This window comes from Achromobacter piechaudii NBRC 102461 (assembly GCF_001571245.1).
Lineage (GTDB): Bacteria > Pseudomonadota > Gammaproteobacteria > Burkholderiales > Burkholderiaceae_B > Achromobacter > Achromobacter piechaudii.
Genome location: NZ_BCTK01000008.1, coordinates 78,768 through 96,903 on the forward strand (window position 1 = coordinate 78,768; position 18,136 = coordinate 96,903).

An 18,136-nucleotide genomic window follows, 5' to 3' on the forward strand; every position below is an offset into this window, starting at 1 on the left:
TCTGTAGCGTTCGCGGCTCTCGTGTACCTGGCGGGAGTATAAGCGTCGACCGCCGGGCGATTCTGGAAAACTCCAATTTTCAGGCATCCATTATTTTCCCGTCCTTAATATCTTCTGCTTCGAGCTGTGCGCCATATTCCCGGGAGCAATATTCAGACGCATCGGCTATTCGCGCATCGACGTGTCACGAGCCAGGTGCTTTGACCAGTTCGTCAGGGGTAATCACCTATTAAGAAAAGCGCTCTGCCTGCCGTATCCAAATATCTGAGGTAGTCATCTATTTGGGAAGAAACGGTCTTGTCCAACCAAAATTGCAATAGGCCGGGATGGCCGACGTGGATAATCCTGGCCGCGTCCGCAGCCACTTTCGCCAACCCAACCTACGCGCAATCGGTCGTCGGTACCGGCGAGGTATTACCCGGGCCGGTAGTGACGCCTGACTGGGTTGTTGGAGGCGATCTGATTGTTGGCGATACCCTCACCGGGACGTTGAGCATCACTGGTGGCGGCTCCGTGCAGAACGACTGGGCATTTATCGGCAACCTCAATGGCGGCGTGGGTTCGTTGACCGTGTCAGGCCGCGATGGCAGTGGCACGGCATCCACCTGGACCAGCCTCGGTTCGGTGCTTGTCGGGGCCGACTCCGGCAGCAGCGGCACGCTGGCGATCCTGTCTGGAGGCGTGGCGCAAAGCGATTCTGCCGCCATCGGCATGGGGAATGGCAGCGTCGGCAGCGTGCTCGTTTCCGGGCCGCAGTCGAGCTGGAATATCTCCACGATCTATGGATTCGCGATCGGCGCGAGCGGCAGGGGCGCGTTGCGTATCGACAATGGCGGCGCGGTGCATAGCGGGCAAGCCTTGATCGGGCGGGACGGCGGCAGCGAGGGCAGCGTGACGGTATCTGGACGGGAATCCGTCTGGGACCCCTTGAACAATATCTACGTGGGTTTCGACGGCGTTGGCGATTTGAGCGTCCTCGAAGGAGCCACGGTACGGACTGTCGGATCGTCGGGCCCAAGCGCGGCGGCAACGATTTACATCGGCGCAGGATCGAGCGGCGTCGGAACAGTGACCGTATCGAGCACCACCACCGATATCTCGACGCTTACCGCAAGCGACCGCATCGAAATCGGCTCGGCCGGCACGGGAACATTGACCATCGACAAAGGCGGACTGGCGGTTGCCACCAGCGATACGTGGTTGTCCGTCGGCGGCACCGCCCGGGGCACGCTGAATCTGCTCGGCGATGCCAGTGGCCGCGGCGTGCTGGAGACAGGCTCGGTCATCAAGGGCGCCGGCGATGCCACCTTCAACCTGAATGGTGGCGTCCTGCGCGCCAGGCGCGACAAGGCCAACTTCCTGAATGGCTTCCTGACGCAGCCGATAGGCAGCGAGGGAGCCGGGTTCGATACCAACGGCCACGATGTGGGCGTGATGACGGCATTCTCGGGCACATCGCGCCTTGACAAGCTGGGCGCGGGCACGCTCACCTTGTCGGGCGACAGCACCCCCTTCACGGGGACCACCGACATCCAGGCCGGCACGCTTCAGGTCGATGGCGTTCTGGGCGGGCCGGTCAACGTCCTGCCGGGGGCACGATTCACAGGCACGGGACGCGTCGGCGCCACGGTCAACCAGGGCACCATCGCCCCGGGGCCGCGCAGCGGCTTTGGCACGCTGACGATTGCAGGCGACTACCGGGCACAGGGCGGCAACCTTGAGATCCGCACCCAGCTTGGCGGCGACAACTCGCCGACCGACAGGTTGGTCGTCACGGGCGGCACCTCGGGCGCCACACCCGTCACCGTGCAGAACATGGGTGGCACGGGCGGATTGACCCAACGCGGCATACAGGTCGTGCAGGTCAACGGGATCTCGGCGGGGCAGTTCAACCTTGCCAACGGCGACTACGTCATCCAGGGGCGTCCCGCGCTGGTGGCGGGCGCCTACGGCTATGTCCTGCAACAGGACACGGCAGATGGCGGCTGGTACCTGCGCTCATCCTTGACCGACCCCGGCATACCGTCGACCGATCCCGGCACGCCGTCAAGCGGCGCCGGCACACCACCGGTCGGTGGCGTTTCGCCGGGCGCCGAGGCACCCTTGCTGTATCAACCCGGTGTGCCAGTCTATGAAGCCTACGGCAACACGTTGCTTAACCTGAGTCGCTTGCCCACACTGCGCCAGCGGGCAGGCAACCGCCTCTATGATTCGGCGGACGTCGGCCGCAACGGCGTGTGGGGCCGGATGGAGGGCACGACGAGCCGGCTCAAACCTTCCACGTCCACGACGCTTGAACACCAAGACATCGATACCTGGAAGGCTCAGTTTGGCTTTGACCGTATCCTTGCCGGGCAAGCTGACGGGTCTCGTCTGGTAGGCGGCGTGGCTTTTCACTACGGCAAGGCCGACACGCGCGTGTCCTCCACGTATGGCAACGGCAAGATCGACACCACCGCCTATGGCATGACACCGACGCTGACCTGGTATGGCAAGAATGGCCTCTATATCGATACCCAGGCCCAGGCGACCTGGTTCGATAGCGACCTGAATTCCCAACTGGCCGGCAGCTTGAAGAAAGGACGCCAGGCTCAAAGCTATGGCCTGGGTATCGAAGCGGGTAAGGCGTTCGAGTTGAGCGAACGGCTGGCCCTGGTACCGCAGGCGCAACTGACCTACGTATCGACCCGCTTCGACAGCTTCAACGACAAATTCGGCGCACGCGTTGAAAGCGACAAGGGCGACAGCCTGCTTGCGCGCGTCGGTATCGCGCTGGACTACAAAAGCAATTGGCAAACGGCAGGCGTGAACCGCCAATCCAGCGTTTATGGCGTCGTCAACGTGAAGCATGAGTTTCTTGACGACGCCCGCGTACGGGTGGCGGGCGTGTCCGCGGGAAGTCGCATGGCGCGTAACTGGGGCAGCGTGGGAGCCGGCGCCAACTACAGTTGGGCAGAGCGCTATGCGATCTACGGCCAAGTCGATGCCGACGTCGATTTCTCCGGCAGCTATATCGTCACCGCTACGGCGGGTTTCAGGATGACGTTCTGAAATAGCGATTCCGCCCAGCTTCGCGATCAGACCTTCATTGAAATAGCGCCAATCCGCTTTCAGGTTGGCAGAGAAACGTAGTTCCCTGTTGCATGCGAGAATCCCATTCCGGAAAGCCTGCTCAGGCCACAGCCCGACTCATGAACCGCTATGACCCTTGACGACCTCGGCTCGCGCATCTGCATACTCGGCCCCAGCAACAGCGGCAAGTCCACGCTTGCCGAGGCCATTTCGCGCAAGCGCGGCATGCCGGCAATACATCTGGATCAACTGTTCCACCTGCCGCACACCGACTGGCAAGCTCGTCCCAAAGATGAATTCCTACGCCTGCATGACGAGGCGATACAGCAGGAACAGTGGGTCATGGATGGCAACTACACCAGCAGCATCGGCCCCCGGCTGGAGCGGGCCACGGGGCTGATCCTGCTTGACCTGCCCACCGCCACCAGCCTGTTCCGGTACTTTCGTCGAACGCTCTTCGAACGCGACCGGCGCGGCGCGCTGGAAGGCGGCAGGGATTCCGTAAAGTGGGACATGATCCACCACATCACGATCGTCACGCCGGGCAATCGACGGCAATATGCAGAGATGTACGAAAGCCTTGTGCTTCCCAAAATAAAATTGCCGACGCCGGCTGACCTCAAGCGCTTTTATCAAACGGAGCGGCTGGGCGAGTAGCAGCAGAGTTTTCACTACATGGCGTTTTTGGCCCCGGAGCAAAAGTCGAATCCGTCAGGATGGCCGGCGGTGCTGCTGCGTAAGCAACGCCCCGCATCATCGACCCGAATCATTCTCTTGCGCCAAGTGCGGCGCTAATCGAGGACGCTTTTCCATGCATCGTCGTTTTACACATTCGCTGCTGCTTACCCTGATAGTCACCTGCGGCGCCTTTATCGCTCCGACGCGCGCGCAGGTCCCGTCGACACCAAAGGTGCAGCCTGGCGGTGGACTCCCTTACGAGATCGCCGATAGCGAGGTATGGGACGTGCCCGATCCCGTCTCGCATCGCGGCTACCAGGTCTTTGTTGCATTGCCGCCCTCCTACACCAAGCAGCCGCAGCGGCAATACCCGGTGCTGTATGTGACCGACGCCGACTACGCTTTTCCGATCATCCGCCAATTGGGGCGGCGCCTGAATGTCGAAGGCCCCAAGATCGAGGAATTCATTCTCGTCGGCCTGTCCTATGGCAAAGGCGAAGACGGCGGCACCAGCCGCCAGCGCGATTACACGCCTACGCCAAACGGCCCGAGCACCGCACCGCCCAATGCCGTCCACGGTCAGGCGCGGGCCTATCAGCAGTACCTGCGCGATCAGGTAAAGCCATTCATCGCCAACCGATACCGGGCAGACCCCGCCAGGGCAATATTCCTGGGCCACTCCTACGGCGCTCTGCTGGGAACGCAGATTCTGTTCACCGAGCCAAGCTTGTTCAGCAGCTATATCCTGGGCAGCCCGTCTCTCTGGTACGACAAGCGCCACGCCTTCAAGCTGGAAACCGCCTACGCCAAGCAGAACCAGGATTTGCAGGCGAAGGTGTTTCTATACGTGGGAGCGTTCGAGGCCTTGCGCAAAGGCGATCGCCGCTACAACCAGACGGTGGACATGGTTGCCGACAACCGAGCATTGGAAGCCGCGCTGCAAAGCAGGAACTATCCAGGCTTGACACTGAAGTCGGCGGTCTTGAACGACGAAGATCATCTCAGCGTCGCGCCACGAGGATTCACGCAGGGGTTGAAGTATCTGTTGCCGGTGCGGTGAGGCCGCGCAAAACGCTGAACAATCGCGGCGAATAGCATCGACTTGCCAAACGCTGCACGCGATCGACGCCATTGCGCGTTCAGCCAAGCAAGCTCTAACTCTGCACCGAAATCAGCCCGCTATAAAATCCCCCCCTAAAGCCTCCCTTCCCCCCGCCCCAGCACAAGCGACGCCTCGCTTCAGATCAAAAGGAATATCGGCATGCCCGACACCTCCCCGCTTTTTGACGACAACGCGGTGTACAGAACCTTGCTGGAATCCACCAAGGCGATACCTTGGAAGATCGATTGGGCCACGATGAAGTTCGCCTACATCGGTCCGCAGATCGAAACGCTGTTGGGCTGGAGCGCCGACAGCTGGGTCAGCGTAGAGGATTGGGCCATGCGCATGCACCCCGAAGATCGGGAATACGTGGTGAATTTCTGCGTCACACAGTCCCAGGCCGGCGTGGATCACGAGGCGGACTACCGGGCGTTGACCAAGGACAACGGCTACGTATGGATCCGCGACGTCGTGCACGTCGTGCGCAAGGACAACGGCGAGGTCGATGCGCTGATCGGCTTCATGTTCGATATCACGGAACGCAAGAAGACCGAAGAGCAGCTCTTGAGCCTGCAAAAGGAATTGGAGGTGCTGTCTTTCAAGGACGGCTTGACCAATATCGCCAATCGACGCCGCTTTGACAGCAGTTTCGAATTGGAATGGGAGCGTGCGCGAAGCGAGCGTCAACCGCTATCGATCCTGTTGTTCGACGTGGATTTTTTCAAGCAATACAACGATCTGTATGGCCACACCCAGGGCGACAAGTGCCTGGTGGATATCGCCCAGACGCTCAGTCTGGCGCTGGACGGGCCTCGCGATCTGGTCGCGCGCTACGGTGGCGAAGAGTTTGTCGTGCTGCTGCCGGGGGCCGATGCCAGCGTGGCCTGGAAAGTCGCCGAGCGCTGCCAGCGCTTGCTGCAAAAGAAATCCATTGTGCACGCGCTGTCGCCGCATGGCCGGCGCGTGACGGTCAGCATCGGCGCGGGCACGCTGGTGCCGGACGAGCAGGCCGACCGCGCCAGCTTCATCAGGGCGGTGGACAAGCAGCTGTATGCGGCCAAGAACAACGGGCGGGACCGCATCGAGCACGTGGAACTGCCAACCTGAACGCCTGGCCCTGCGCGCGCGAGCGCGCCCTTGTCACTCGGCTTTACGCTGCTTCGCGCTGGCTTCGAACTCATGAGCCAGGTGCATCAGCTCTTGCTTGTACTCGTCCAGGCTTTTGTCGTAGTCGTCCAGATATAGATCCCGGCGAGCCTTCTTCATTGCCTCGGAGGCCGCGGCCTGCCGGACAAAAGTGGCCAGCCGCGCTCTGACCGGTTCGGGAATGCCGGTACGCACGGCCACGCTGTAGCTGCTTTGGAACACCATGTCGGGCACGCCCTGTTCGGCGAACGTCTTTACTCCGGGCAGATAACTGATGCTGCCGGGCTGGCCCGTGTAAGCCAACACCTTGACGTGGGGATTGTCCTTGACGCTTTGCGTCGTTCCTATCGTGGTGAAGTAGCCGTCGATCTGGCCACCCAGGATCGCCGTCAGCCCTTCCGCGCCACCCTTGAACGGAATGGGACGGTACTTTGCGCCCAGGCCCGAAGCCAATCTTGCCGCCAGCGTGGAATAGGTGCCCACGCCCAGGTCGGCGGTGCCGATATCCATTTCGCGGTCCAGGCCTTTCAGGTCCTGAAGGCGGTTCCAGCCCCGGTCGGCCGGCACGATGAACGCGTAGCTGCTCTGGCCCAGCGGCGCAAGAATTTCAAAGTCAGAAAACTCGTAGCCCGCGCTGGGCGTCGTGAACTTTGCGCTGTAGAAGCCCTCGGCGTGCACCAGCAGGGTGTAGCCATCGGCGGGCCGGCTCTTGACGGCCTGAATGCCAATCGCCGACCCCGCGCCGGGGCGGTTTTCCACGACCACGGGCTGTCCCATGAGCGTCCCCAGCTCTTGCGCGAAAGCGCGCGAGATGGCGTCGGTGGCCGCGCCTGGCGGATACGGCACGACTAGCCGGACGGGTTTTGTCGGGTAGTCCGATTGCGCGGCAGCCGCGAACGGCAGCAATGCGCTAAGGACTGCGCTGCCCAGCAGCGCGCGGCGGCGAATGGCGAATGGCATGTCTTGCTCTTTTTCAATTGTCTCTGCCAAAAGTTTATCGATCGCGCACCAAAAGATTCCCTGCGAAATTTGCAGAAGTCTTCTTCAAAAAATGAAGCATGCGGGAAATTGGCAGCGCACGCGGCGGCGCCCGCGACTCCGTCGAACCGCGCAGTTCTGATCTGCGCGTTGCGCACTAGCCAATCCAGGCGAGCTACCTAGAATCTAGAGCTCCAAATAATTCAAAAATCCTGGAGACGCTGAAATGACCCAATCCCTGTTCACACGGCGCGCCATTCTGCTTGGCGGCATGCTGATGAGCCTGGGCGTCAATGCCTTTGCCGCCCCCGACAATTGGCCCGACCGCCCTATCCGGCTGGTGGTTGCCGGATCGCCCGGTGCGGGTGGCGACATCTTCGCCCGCCTGATCTCGGCGCCGCTATCCAAAGTGTTGAAGCAGCCCGTGGTTGTGGAATCCAAACCGGGCGCCAACGGCATGATCGCGTGCGAGACCGTGGCCAAGGCCGCGCCCGACGGCTACACGCTGCTGTTCGCGCCGTCGTCCGCCATCCTGTTGAATCCCGTGGTGCTTCCGTCGCTGCCCTACGACCCCGAGAAGGACCTGCTGCCCATCGCGCAGGTCGGGGCCGCGGGCATCTTGCTGGTGGCCAATCCCAGCACCGGCTTCAAGAATCTGGCGGACATGGTCGCCTACGCCAAGGCGCACCCCGGCGAGCTGGCCTACGGTTCGTGGGGCACCGGCTCGTCCGGCAATCTGGCCATGGAAGGCATCAAGGCCCATTACGGCCTGGACATGCCGCACGTACCGTACAAGCAGCTGGTCACCGAGAGCACCGACCTGATCGCCAACACCATCCGCGTGGGCTTCATGGACATAGCCTCGCCCATTCCTTTCATGCGCAACGGCAAGCTCGTCGCGCTGGGTCAGACAGGATCACGGCGCTGGCCCGCCACGATGGACGTCCCGACGCTCGCCGAGCAAGGCTACAAGTTCGAGGCCGATGGTTGGTATGGCGTCTTCGCCCCGGCCGGCACGCCGCCCGAGATCATCCAGCGCCTGAACGCCGAGATCTATCGCGCGCAGCACAGCCCCGAGGTCCGGGAAAAAATCGAAGGCCAGAACATGATCGTGCCTGCGGACATTTCCGCCCAGGAATTCGCGGCGTCGATCAAGCGCGATGCCGTGATCTGGCAGGGCCTGGCCAAAGTCGCAGACCTGAAAAACAAGTAGGCCTGCCCCATGGACATGCCTACTCACCCTTCATTTGCTTCTGACGCCTTGCAAGGCCGCGTGGCAGTGGTCACCGGCGCGTCGGGCGGCATCGGCCAGGCCATCTGCCAGCAACTGCTGTCCCTGGGCGCGGCCGTGGTGCAAGCGGATATCGACACGGCCGACAACGCCACGCCGATGGATGGCGTGTTGAACGTGCACTGCGACATCTCCGATCCGGATTCGGTGGCGGACATGGCCGGGCGCGTCCGGGCCCGCTTCGGCCGTTGCGACGTGCTGATCAACAATGCGGCCATCAGCGCCGCGCCGGTGCCCCTGGAGGACTTGCCCACCGATTTGTGGGACCGCATCTTCCGCGTGAACCTGCGCGGCGCGTTGCTCTGCGCGCAGGCCTTGTTTCCCTTGATGCGCGACCAGCAGGCGGGCAGCATCATCAACGTGGCGTCGATCTCGGCCCAGACGCCAACCCGCGTGGGCGCATACGGCACGACCAAGGCAGCACTGATCGCCCTGACCCGTCAGATGGCCGTCGAATGGGGGCCGCGAGGCATACGCGCCAATTCCATCAGCCCCGGGATGATCCGCACACCGCTGTCGGAAAGGCACTACCGTGACGACGGCGTGCTGCAAAAGCGCATCGCCCGCATTCCCGCGCGCCGTATCGGCCTGCCGGCGGATATCGCTGGCGCGGTGGCGTTTCTTGCCAGCGATGCGTCGCTGTACGTCAACGGACAGGACCTGATCGTGGACGGGGGCTTTCTCAAGGCGTCACTGAGCAATCTGTACGACGCGTAGCGGGTGGCGGCGCAGGGCTCACGGACCTGCGCGATTGTCTGGACACCCTGTTCAGGCACGAGTCGGTCTGCCCTGCCCCTGCGCCTGCCCGGAAGTCGGGCGGGCGCAGGTAAACTGCGCCACTATCCTGAGCGCGGGCGGGATTGCCGAATGCGCCCATCCACTTGAGAGCACCCCACATGATTCGTCGTCTGGTCTTTACTGCATCCCTTGCCATGGCGGGCAGCGCGGTCGCCGCCCCGTCCTTCAACTGCGCCAAGGCCGCCACGCCCGTCGAAAAATCCATATGCGCCAATTACAAGCTGTCCGACCAGGACGCCGCCATCGCGCAGCAATACAAGGCGCTGCGGGGTGAGCTCGATGCCGAAGCCGTCAAGTCGCTGGCTGCCGATCAACGCTATTACCTGAGCATTCGCGACAAGGCCTACGCCGAGCCCTACACGGGCAGCACGCCCTTCGCGGAACTTACCTCGACCATGCGATACCGCCTGGCCTTCCTGAAGGCCATCAATCCGCAGCCTGCGGCCGGCTTTGTCGGCAAGTGGAAGAACATCGAGGGGGAAATCGAGATCAAGCAGACCGCCGATGGCCAGTTGTCGGTGTCGGCCAACTCGTCCCGGCCCTACAGCGGCAACTGGGTCTGCGACCTGAGCGGCAAGGCGGTCCCCGATGGTGACAGCTTGACGATCACCTATCAGGACGGCCGGCCCTGGGCCCTTGCGCTGACGCGCCGGGGCGCGGTGCTGGTAAGCCGCGAAATTGCCCCGCCTGGCGAAAAAGACGTAGGCTTCGGCCCGCCGTACTGCGGCATGAACGGCAGCCTGCAAGGGGATTGGTTCGCGGTGCGTTGAGGGCGGCGGATGGGTGCCGGGATTACGCGCAAGCCCGCCTCGGGCCACGGCGGGCGGCAGGACGGTGTTGCAACGCTTAAGACCAAAGCTCGAACTGCTATAGCGGTTGGCCGAACAAATGCGGCCGCGCCTGATGTCAGCGCAACTTCACGAAAGCCAACTCGGGGTCGCCGTCATCCAGGTTTTCAATCTGGCCGCTTGCGACAAAGCCTGGCTGATCCAACAAATGCCGCATCGGTACGTTCGACGCATTGGTCGACGTGGATAGTTTTCGCCCCTGGCATTGAAACGCTAACGCGTGCATGAGTGCCGCAGCGACGCCCTGGCCTCCGGCATTTCGCACTCGCGAAGCGCCCATCAGTAAAGATGTTGCCGATCAACCGATTGCCGTAAACTGCCCTTCGATCGTTGCTCTCTTGCCCACTCCCATGTTCCAGCTACGGCAGTTGAAGATCTTCATCGCGGCGGCGGAAACGTTGAGCTTCACCAAAGCCGCCCAGCGGGTTCACCTGTCCCAACCCAGCGTGACGGAGCAGGTGCGCGCGCTTGAGGAAAATGTCGGTCAGGCGCTGTTCGTGCGCCAGAACAATCGTCTGCAACTGACGCCGGCCGGTGAAAAACTTGCCGTCAGGGCACGCGAGTTGCTGGCCCTGGCCGACGATGCCTACCGCGAAGTCCGCGACAATGTCGACGACCCGAGCGGACCGATTCGAGTCGCTGCCCCGCAGACCTTGTGCACCAGCGTACTGGTCCCGCAGTTGCTGCACTTTGCGGACCAGTATCCCGACACCCAGGTCACGGTTCACGAAAGAAACTCCATGGCCACGGCCCAGGCGGTGCTGGACGGATCGGCCGACATTGGTCTGGTGCATGGATGGCCGGCAAGCGACGCCCAGCTGCGCGTGGAAGTCATCGCGCGCGACAGGCCCGTGGTCGTGATGCCGCCCGGCCATCCGCTGGGCGCCGTGGCGGATATCAGGCCGGAGGCATTGGCGGCGTATCCGTTGATCGCCACGATGGAGGGCTGCCGCTACCGGGAATTCCTGGAAGCCCGATTGCAGGAGGCGCCGGAACAGCCGCATATCCGCGCCGTCGCTGACAGCGTTGCGGCCTTGGTGCAGATGGTGTCGGCGGGTCTCGGGATATCGATCCTGCCCCGCATGGCGATGGACCCCGCCCTGACGGCGGCACGCGTGCAATGGCGGCCGTTGTCGACGGATGGAGACGGTTTGCCCATCTGTCTGCTCACCGCAGCGCGCGAGCCAACACGCCGGGTGGCCGCGTTTATCCAGATGATCCGGCTTGCAGCGGACGGCTCAGACCAGGCGATGCCCGCCATCGACGTGCAACACGGCGCCCGTCGTGTAGCCATTGCCAAGTAGGAAGACAACGGCATCGGCGATATCGTCAGCGGTGCCGACCCGGCCCACCGGAAGCTGCCCGGCCATCGACGCCAGCAGCGTTTCACTGTCGGCCCCTGCCACATCGTTCCAGATCGGCGTGCGCACCCAGCCTGGCGATACGGCGTTGACCCGGATGGGTGCAAGCTCGACGGCCATGGCGCGCACGACGCCTTCAAGCGCGGCATTGATCGCCGCCACGGCAACACCTTTGGGCCTGGGCCGGTAGGCTGCGATGCCCGATGTCAGCGTGATGGAACCCTGCGTCGGCATACGCGGCGCGCCATGCTTGGCCAGCAGGCTGGGCGCCACGACCTTCGAACGGATGGCGCGGTCCAGCGCCGGGAGGGGCAGCGAAGGCAGCAACTCGTACGCGCCGCGTATGTCGGCGGCGGTGCAGACCAGATGATCCACCGGACCCGACGCTTCAAATAGCTGCTGCACTTGGGCTTCGCTTGTCACGTCCGCTTGATGCAGCGTCGGTATCCCGCAGCTTTTCAGCTGTTCGCGCGCCGCGTCGAGCTTGTCGTCGGACCGGCCCACGATCGTCACCTTGCAACCCATGCACAGCAAGCGCGCCGACAGCGCCAACCCCATTCCCGAACTGCCGCCCACGACCACTACGCGTTGACCTGCCAGACCGATACCCATGCTCGATTCCTTCAAACGGTTTTTGGAATCAGCGATGTTGGTCCTGGGCAACGCCGGGCGCCAGCAGGAATGGCCGATGGGCGCATCGGTGTCTCCGATGGGGCGGCAGGCCGGTAATCCGCGAGCGCTGCCGCCGATGGCCGTTAGAATAGATCCACCCACAGTTTGCGGACCACCGACAGGTCTTGATCCCGACGCGAACAGAGGTACAAACCATGGCAAATCACTCTGCCCCTAGCCCTCCTCCGACCGACGCCGACCTCCGGCAGCCAGCGCCGGCTCACCTGTCGGAAATGCTCGACAGCCTGAGCGATGGATTCATGTCGATAGACAAATCCTGGCGCTTCACCTATCTGAACGAAACGGCCGAAAGATATCTGCGGCAGGAGCGCAAGAATCTGCTCGGACGCGAGATCTGGCAGTGCTACCCGGATCTTGTCGATTCCGGCTATTACACGACCTATCGGCAGACGGCGGCCACCGGACTGCCCGGCAGCCACACCGGCTACTACGCGCCGCTGCGTACCTGGTTTGAAGCCCGCTCGTTCCGGCACGAAGAAGGAATCACGGTGCTTTTTCGCGACGTCACACGCGAACACGAGCATGCCGCGCAGTTGGAATTCGAAGCCAGTCACGATTATCTGACCGGCTTGGCGAACCGCCGCAGGTGCATGGAAGAGCTGTCGAAGGCCGTTGCCGACGCAGCCTTGGCGGACACCTCGGATGGCACGCCCGTCGCGGTGCTCTTCATCGACCTGGATCATCTCAAGGAAGTCAACGACGCCTTCGGCCACGCCATCGGCGACGCGCTGTTGCGCGATTTTTCGTCGCGGCTGCATGTAATTCTCAACCCTGCCTGCTTCGTCGCGCGCGTGGGCGGCGATGAGTTCGTTCTGTTGTTGCGCAACACCACCAAGGCAGCGGCAGAGGCATGCGCGCGGTCGGTGCTAGACGCGCTGGCGGTGCCGTTCGAAGCTTGTGGTCGATCGATCTCACTGTCCGCAAGCATCGGTATCGCGCTGCTCAGAGACGCCAACGAATCAGCCGAGACCTTGCTGAGTCATGCCGACGCGGCCATGTACGCGGCAAAGGCGGCCGGCGGTCTGCAAGTGCGCACCTATGACGCCGTCCTGGACCGTGGCGTCCGCGACCGCGTCGCCTTGCGCTCTGATCTTCGCGCAGCATTTTCCGCAAACCAGTTCGAGCTTCATTTTCAGCCCCAGCTGGCGCTGGCGGACGCCTCCGTGATCGGGGCCGAGGCGCTGCTGCGTTGGCGCCATCCCGAACGGGGCCTGCTGACGCCAAACACCTTCCTGGCCATGTTGCTTGACTCCCCGTATGAGGGGGTTCTTGTCGATTGGTTGCTCGACGCTGTTTGCCGGCATATCGCCGCGTGGCGACAGATGGGAATGCATGTGCCAAGGATCAGCCTGAACCTGTCCGCGCGGCAACTTCTGGATGCGGGGCTGACGGACAAGATTCTCGATATCACGCGCCGGCATGGCATTTCCCCTGCCAGCCTTGATGTTGAAATCACCGAAGACTGTCTGGTGAACGACATCGACCGGGCAACGTCGGTGCTTGCGGCGCTCCAGCAAGCCGGAATCGCCACATCGCTGGACGACTTCGGTGCAGGCTATTCCAGTCTCAGCTATCTGGTTCGACTTCCTATCGACACCCTCAAGATCGACAGGTCCTTTGTTCGCGAGTTATTGGCTTGCGAGAAGGCCGTGGCAGTCATTCGAGGCATCGTCAGCCTGGCTCGCTCGCTAGGCATGAAGACCATTGCCGAAGGGGTCGAGAGCCAGCACGAAGCCGATATCTTGAAAGACGCCGGATGCGACTCCATCCAGGGCTATCTGGTCAGCCGTCCGCTCGGTGCGCAGGCTTTCGAAGAATTTCTGCGGCGTGCGTGATGACGCCGCGTGAACCGGCCACTTGCGGGCAGCGGATACGATCGCGAATGCCGGCCAGTTGATCAGTACGCACTCTTGCGTTCTCCAGGGAGGTTCCCATGATTGACCATACGGGTATCGGCGTTGCCGACGTGGCGCGCGCAGCAGCGTTCTACGATCCGGTGCTGGGCGCGCTGGGCCTGCGCCGCGTCATGCAGTTACCCAGCGAAGACGGATCCGATGCCGTGGGTTATGGCGTCGACTATCCGGTTTTCTGGATCGATAAGTTCCATCCGCATAGCGTGCGCCAACACACCGCCTTTGCAGCAAAGAACCGCGCCGAGGTCAACGCCTTCCACGCGGCCGCCATGAAGGCGGGCGGACGCGACAACGGCGCGCCCGGCCTGCGCGACCCGGCGCAGGGCTACCCGCCTGGGTACTACGCCGCGTTTGTGCTGGACCCCGACGGCAACAATATGGAGGCGGTGTTTCGGGGCGGTTGAAGGCGCGCCGGCTCAGAACAGGATCGGAGCGCGCGCGTTCAGCCCGGCCAGATCGCGACAAAAGTAGCGGTCCTCAAGGTATCTGGGTTCGTAGGATCGCACGTCGTAGTGGACCCAGGTCGGAGCGACATCATCGGGTTCCAGGGACTTGCGATTCTTGGCCGCCCATCCCACCTGAGCATTGGACAGTTCCACGAGCCTGCCTCGGATGGCGTGGCATTTCATGGCGTCGTCCTGCTTGGTTTCGCCGGCGCGCAGGGCGATATCCAGATCGACCGCCTTGCCGCAGTGATTGGTGGTGTTTCGATGGTGCTGTTGGTTGTCGGCCGAACATCGATAGCCGGAGCTGAAACTGAAGCGATGTTCCGGCATGTAGAAGCGGGCCGCGCGCACTGCCCATAGCAGCATGCGATGAATGCCGGGGTACTCATACAGGTGGAAGGCCTCGGTCTTTTGGTTGCCCAGGTACTTGCCCTTGAATTTGCCCCGCCCGAATCCCTCGCATTCGCCCCATCGACACTGCAACTGTGAAAAGTCGACGGAAAAATTGTCGGCGAATGCATCGATGGCTTCGAAGGTCGCGGTGTCCGCAACACCGCTGGGCGAGCTCTTGCCCATGAAATCGGCTTGGAATTTGGACACCTGCAAGGTGGTGCCGGGCCCGAACTCGCCGTCCAGAAGCGTTCCGCGAAACCCCGCCAGCCGCAATTGCAATTCTTCGACGTCGGCGCCCTGCATGCCAATCGATAAGGGCCTGCTGCCGTAGTCGCTCATCATTGTCTCCGGGGTTCGGGTGCGATGCGGGCAACGCGGTTGGTGTCGACAGAGGTCGTGCGATCAGCCGAATTTACAGGCGGCGGATCGGTCGGCCCTGTCACCATCGCCCAGTCATTCCACGTGATCTCCGTGCCGAGCAGTCCGGCCGCCGGTTGCGCCCGGAGCAGGCGCAAAGCCACGACGGGTTGCAAGGATTCGATCACATAGGTGGCGCTATCTTTTTTCGTGACCCGGAAGCCGGCTTGCGCGTCGGATAGCACCGGAGACGCCAGCGCCCCGAGTTTTGCGTCCAGCTGTGACGCCACATCCTTGGACGTTGTGACGGTCGCCTTCATCGAGTCGATGAGGACATCGGCTACGACCACCACCAGCGCGCCTTGCGCGAACGCGTTCTGTAGCGATCTCTTGGTCGGGGTGCTGGAGCCGGCATCGTTGAGATAGGCGATGAAGTCCGGTTTGCTCAGATACCGCTTGGTGGCCTTGCCAAACTCAAGCTCAACCTTCGTCACCGATCCATAGTCCACCGAGCCTCCAAGGTTGAGCAATTGATAGATCTTCGGCAGCGCGACCTTGACCGCGTAATCACTCGCGGAATTGGTGTCCAGCTTTACCGATCCGCCCTCACCCAACTCGGCGTAATTGGTGCCCCGCACGATCACGTTCAGCGCCGCCACGGGATCGGGGGGCATCACTTCGCCAGGCGCGCCCAGGCATTTCCAGGTTCCGCAAAGCTGATCGCCATTGGAGACGGGCTGCCCAAGCTGCTGGGGATTGAACACGGTGCCCACGCCGAACGCGTTCGTGGGATAGCTCAAGACCTGGTAGTCCTTGACATCGTCTCCCAGGCTCTTCTTGAGCGCGCTCGCGTAGTCGGCGTTGGGTACATTCGTACACGCCGTAAGCGTCAGTGCCAGCCAGGTCAAGGCACAGAAACGGAATCCGTGAAAGGCGCTGTCATTCATTTTTGTGTACCTCCTTGATAAGGGCCGCGGCCTCTGATAGCGACAACGCCTTCCTGTCGTCCGTGCAGAGGCAGATGCTCTTGACTTTGCGTTCCCGCCAGACGGGCGCAAGCGCGGCCTGCCTTTCCAGCATGAAGACGGAATCGTCGTTGATAAACAAAGATGTGAACGCTGGAGACGGGTCGTCGGGGTCGGTATCGAAGACGTAGTCCACGAGCTTCGAACCCGAGGCCAAAGGAATTTCGGCGGTGACGGTAAGGTGCCCGCTCATCTTCGCTGCGTCCACGATCCGACCATCGGGCAAGAGCGCGTAAGGGCCATCGCGCGACGCGTACAGCCTTGCCGGCGAGGCCGCGCCGCCCGACCAGTACTTGCCCAGGTAGGCTTTCCTGACTAGCGCGCTACTGAGCAGCCGATTCCTTGCCGCCATGGCGTCGGAGACCTCGGACTTGGGCGTCCAGAGCATTCTTCCGACCAGAAGTTTGATCGCCACCACCGGCGTGGCATAGCTCGCTCCTGACCCGGTGACTCCTTTGCAAGCGCCCTGCGTGCCGACGACGACCCCCTCGTCAATTGTCGTAACGCCGGTTCCAGTTGTGGAATACATGCCGCGTGGCGTACCCGCCGCATCGAAATAACCGACCAACACGGTGCCGAGCAAATCTCGGTACAAGTTGAACGAACTGAGCGGCTCCTGCGCATACTGCGTTGGCGATTCGATCGCGCTGGTGTCATTGAGCACCGCGTTGATCAGATTCGCGCGGCCATGAAGAATGATGTCTTTGGGAAATGCGCCGTCCGGCGTCACCGTGAAGAACGAGCCCGACACGCCCAAGGTGGCGGAATCCGCCGCCAAGGTACCGTACAACGCCTGGAGGAACAGGCCCGGGATCTCGATGGTGTCGGGCGCAAGGCCGATGGGCGCGGGTGATTGCGTCAGAAGGTCGAACTGAAGGTTGTAATTCCGCAGCGCACTCCCTCGGAATGATCGCTGAATCCAGTCCTTGATGTACTGCGTATTTTTTGATCTGTCCGCGTAGAAATCGATCGACTGCTTTTGGATTCGACCCGCTTCGCTGCCCAGCCCCAGCGAGTTCAGCGTCTGGACCGCTTTGTCATATACCAGGTCGCCGTGCCGACAGCCGCCCGTGTCTGAAAACACGTCAAGCAGATACAGCTTGGCGGGGCCCCATTGCCTGACTTTCTGCACTTGCGCGGGCGTCAGATGATATGCGCCGGCCTGCTCTTCATCAGCCGCGACGGACGCGCCCGGCTGCTCGGAAGCGGCGGCCGCCTGACCAAAATTGACGATGTAAATATCCGGGTTGGGAAGCAGGGAGAAAGTGCCGTCGTGCACCTTCGCTCGTAACCCGGGCAGACCGCCTAAGCCATCCAACCGGTCGGCATCCACCCGCAACAAGGTGGTCCCCGCGTCTCGCTGGGTAGTGTTCCATATCGCCGACTTGTCGGAAATGGCGAGTTCCCGCGTCCACAACACGGCGTCCTGAAGTTGCGAAGTGGGCGCCACGGTGTACGACCAAGTCATGCCGGCAATAGACCCGTCCAGAACGTTGGCCGTAGCCGCCTTGCTGGCATTGAGCACCTGCGCTTTCGACACCCAGCTCCCCTCGGTCATGGGCCGGCGTACAAACTGAGGGACTTTAAGTGTCTGGCCCTCGCGCAGCTTGGCGGGCTCGACGTTGTTGATGTCGATGATGGAACCGACCAGGTCAGCCTGGATCCCACGGAATGCCGATCCGCCCGCCTGATCGCCATACCCGTAAACGCGCGCAACCAATTGATTGAGCGTCTCGCCCGGCAGCAGCGTGACAAGATTGGTTGCGTCGGATTTCGCCGCTTGTGCCAACAAGGATTGTCGGAACGGCGCGAGGTCGTCCGCCGCGAACTTCTCCAGGTCGACCATCAACACCAGATCCAGGCCCGGGCGGGCGCCAACGCCCGCCGCGCAGAGCGGACTCGAGGCCATGCCCAGGCAGATGGACAGGGCGATTCCATACCGAAGCGTGATACGCCTGCGCATAGCGGCCTCCCGGGCGAACAGACTTTTTACGCCCGGTCAGCCGCAACCGCATGCCCCAAATTGAGTATGGCG

General features: G+C 62.4%; 15 protein-coding genes. 10 read left to right on the forward strand and 5 right to left on the reverse strand.

The window, feature by feature from the left end; genetic code table 11:
• Positions 1-297 precede the first annotated feature (297 nt).
• From API01S_RS20150 to API01S_RS20165, 4 genes are all read left to right on the forward strand, one after another.
• Positions 298-3,051, forward strand: a complete 2,754-nt coding sequence (locus API01S_RS20150) for an autotransporter family protein (protein ID WP_409360613.1) — start codon at positions 298-300, stop codon at positions 3,049-3,051.
• Positions 3,052-3,201: 150 nt separating this feature from the next.
• The gene (locus tag API01S_RS20155) at positions 3,202-3,729 is read left to right on the forward strand and encodes a P-loop NTPase family protein (RefSeq protein ID WP_061305970.1); all 528 of its coding nucleotides are present in this window, start codon (positions 3,202-3,204) and stop codon (positions 3,727-3,729) included.
• A gap of 154 nt (positions 3,730-3,883) precedes the next feature.
• Entirely contained in the window at positions 3,884-4,810 is a 927-nt protein-coding gene (locus API01S_RS20160) for an alpha/beta hydrolase (protein ID WP_254598572.1), read from the forward strand.
• 201 nt (positions 4,811-5,011) lie between these two features.
• A complete protein-coding gene (locus API01S_RS20165; RefSeq protein ID WP_061305972.1) occupies positions 5,012-5,959 on the forward strand; it encodes a sensor domain-containing diguanylate cyclase in 948 nt (315 codons plus the stop codon).
• 33 nt (positions 5,960-5,992) lie between these two features.
• Here API01S_RS20165 and API01S_RS20170 read toward each other — a convergent pair whose 3' ends face one another.
• Positions 5,993-6,958: a Bug family tripartite tricarboxylate transporter substrate binding protein gene (locus API01S_RS20170; RefSeq protein WP_061305974.1), complete on the reverse strand. Its 966-nt coding sequence runs from the start codon at positions 6,956-6,958 to the stop codon at positions 5,993-5,995.
• Between the two features lie 244 nt (positions 6,959-7,202).
• On the opposite strand from API01S_RS20170, the gene API01S_RS20175 reads away from it, so the two are divergent.
• The 4 genes from API01S_RS20175 (at position 7,203) to API01S_RS20190 (ending at position 11,217) form a co-directional block, all read left to right on the forward strand.
• Complete coding sequence (locus tag API01S_RS20175) at positions 7,203-8,189, forward strand: Bug family tripartite tricarboxylate transporter substrate binding protein (protein ID WP_061305976.1); 987 nt, start codon at positions 7,203-7,205, stop codon at positions 8,187-8,189.
• Positions 8,190-8,198: 9 nt separating this feature from the next.
• Positions 8,199-8,984, forward strand: coding sequence for an SDR family NAD(P)-dependent oxidoreductase (locus API01S_RS20180; RefSeq protein WP_061305979.1), 786 nt, complete (start codon positions 8,199-8,201; stop codon positions 8,982-8,984).
• A gap of 179 nt (positions 8,985-9,163) precedes the next feature.
• Positions 9,164-9,835 (forward strand): lysozyme inhibitor LprI family protein, encoded by a 672-nt coding sequence (locus API01S_RS20185; protein ID WP_050728946.1) that lies wholly within the window; start codon positions 9,164-9,166, stop codon positions 9,833-9,835.
• A gap of 302 nt (positions 9,836-10,137) precedes the next feature.
• On the forward strand, positions 10,138-11,217 hold the full coding sequence (locus API01S_RS20190; RefSeq protein WP_254598573.1) for a LysR family transcriptional regulator: 1,080 nt from the start codon (positions 10,138-10,140) through the stop codon (positions 11,215-11,217).
• Here API01S_RS20190 and API01S_RS20195 read toward each other — a convergent pair.
• The gene (locus API01S_RS20195; protein WP_061305983.1) at positions 11,152-11,886 is read right to left on the reverse strand and encodes an SDR family oxidoreductase; all 735 of its coding nucleotides are present in this window, start codon (positions 11,884-11,886) and stop codon (positions 11,152-11,154) included. The two genes, API01S_RS20190 and API01S_RS20195, sit on opposite strands and share 66 nt — an antisense overlap.
• 293 nt (positions 11,887-12,179) lie before the next feature.
• On the opposite strand from API01S_RS20195, the gene API01S_RS20200 reads away from it, so the two are divergent.
• Both API01S_RS20200 and API01S_RS20205 read left to right on the forward strand, forming a co-directional pair.
• Positions 12,180-13,802, forward strand: coding sequence for a sensor domain-containing protein (locus API01S_RS20200; RefSeq protein WP_061305985.1), 1,623 nt, complete (start codon positions 12,180-12,182; stop codon positions 13,800-13,802).
• A 98-nt stretch (positions 13,803-13,900) separates the two neighbouring features.
• Positions 13,901-14,284, forward strand: a complete 384-nt coding sequence (locus tag API01S_RS20205) for a VOC family protein (protein WP_061305987.1) — start codon at positions 13,901-13,903, stop codon at positions 14,282-14,284.
• 12 nt (positions 14,285-14,296) lie between these two features.
• Here the strand turns inward: API01S_RS20205 and API01S_RS20210 are convergent, their stop codons facing one another.
• From API01S_RS20210 to API01S_RS20220, 3 genes are read right to left on the reverse strand one after another with little or no spacing between them, the layout of a single operon-like run.
• Positions 14,297-15,058 carry a peptidoglycan-binding domain-containing protein gene (locus API01S_RS20210; protein ID WP_254598574.1) on the reverse strand — a complete coding sequence of 254 codons (762 nt, stop codon included), beginning with the start codon at positions 15,056-15,058 and terminating at the stop codon, positions 14,297-14,299.
• A complete protein-coding gene (locus API01S_RS20215; protein ID WP_050728952.1) occupies positions 15,058-16,023 on the reverse strand; it encodes a hypothetical protein in 966 nt (321 codons plus the stop codon). The genes API01S_RS20210 and API01S_RS20215 overlap by 1 nt, the downstream gene beginning before the upstream one ends.
• Entirely contained in the window at positions 16,016-18,064 is a 2,049-nt protein-coding gene (locus API01S_RS20220) for a hypothetical protein (protein WP_156487143.1), read from the reverse strand. Before API01S_RS20220 ends, API01S_RS20215 begins: the two co-directional genes overlap by 8 nt.
• Positions 18,065-18,136 lie beyond the last annotated feature (72 nt).

Bases quoted from the DNA above. Each gene is read 5' to 3' on its own strand.
- API01S_RS20200 (WP_061305985.1), top strand. From the start codon at position 12,180: ATGCTCGACAGCCTGAGCGATGGATTCATGTCGATAGACAAATCCTGG.
- API01S_RS20220 (WP_156487143.1), bottom strand. From the start codon at position 18,064: ATGCGCAGGCGTATCACGCTTCGGTATGGAATCGCCCTGTCCATCTGC.
- API01S_RS20165 (WP_061305972.1), top strand. From the start codon at position 5,012: ATGCCCGACACCTCCCCGCTTTTTGACGACAACGCGGTGTACAGAACC.
- API01S_RS20175 (WP_061305976.1), top strand. From the start codon at position 7,203: ATGACCCAATCCCTGTTCACACGGCGCGCCATTCTGCTTGGCGGCATG.
- API01S_RS20185 (WP_050728946.1), top strand. From the start codon at position 9,164: ATGATTCGTCGTCTGGTCTTTACTGCATCCCTTGCCATGGCGGGCAGC.
- API01S_RS20155 (WP_061305970.1), top strand. From the start codon at position 3,202: ATGACCCTTGACGACCTCGGCTCGCGCATCTGCATACTCGGCCCCAGC.
- API01S_RS20215 (WP_050728952.1), bottom strand. From the start codon at position 16,023: ATGAATGACAGCGCCTTTCACGGATTCCGTTTCTGTGCCTTGACCTGG.
- API01S_RS20195 (WP_061305983.1), bottom strand. From the start codon at position 11,886: ATGGGTATCGGTCTGGCAGGTCAACGCGTAGTGGTCGTGGGCGGCAGT.
- API01S_RS20170 (WP_061305974.1), bottom strand. From the start codon at position 6,958: ATGCCATTCGCCATTCGCCGCCGCGCGCTGCTGGGCAGCGCAGTCCTT.
- API01S_RS20160 (WP_254598572.1), top strand. From the start codon at position 3,884: ATGCATCGTCGTTTTACACATTCGCTGCTGCTTACCCTGATAGTCACC.
- API01S_RS20210 (WP_254598574.1), bottom strand. From the start codon at position 15,058: ATGAGCGACTACGGCAGCAGGCCCTTATCGATTGGCATGCAGGGCGCC.
- API01S_RS20190 (WP_254598573.1), top strand. From the start codon at position 10,138: ATGAGTGCCGCAGCGACGCCCTGGCCTCCGGCATTTCGCACTCGCGAA.
- API01S_RS20180 (WP_061305979.1), top strand. From the start codon at position 8,199: ATGGACATGCCTACTCACCCTTCATTTGCTTCTGACGCCTTGCAAGGC.
- API01S_RS20205 (WP_061305987.1), top strand. From the start codon at position 13,901: ATGATTGACCATACGGGTATCGGCGTTGCCGACGTGGCGCGCGCAGCA.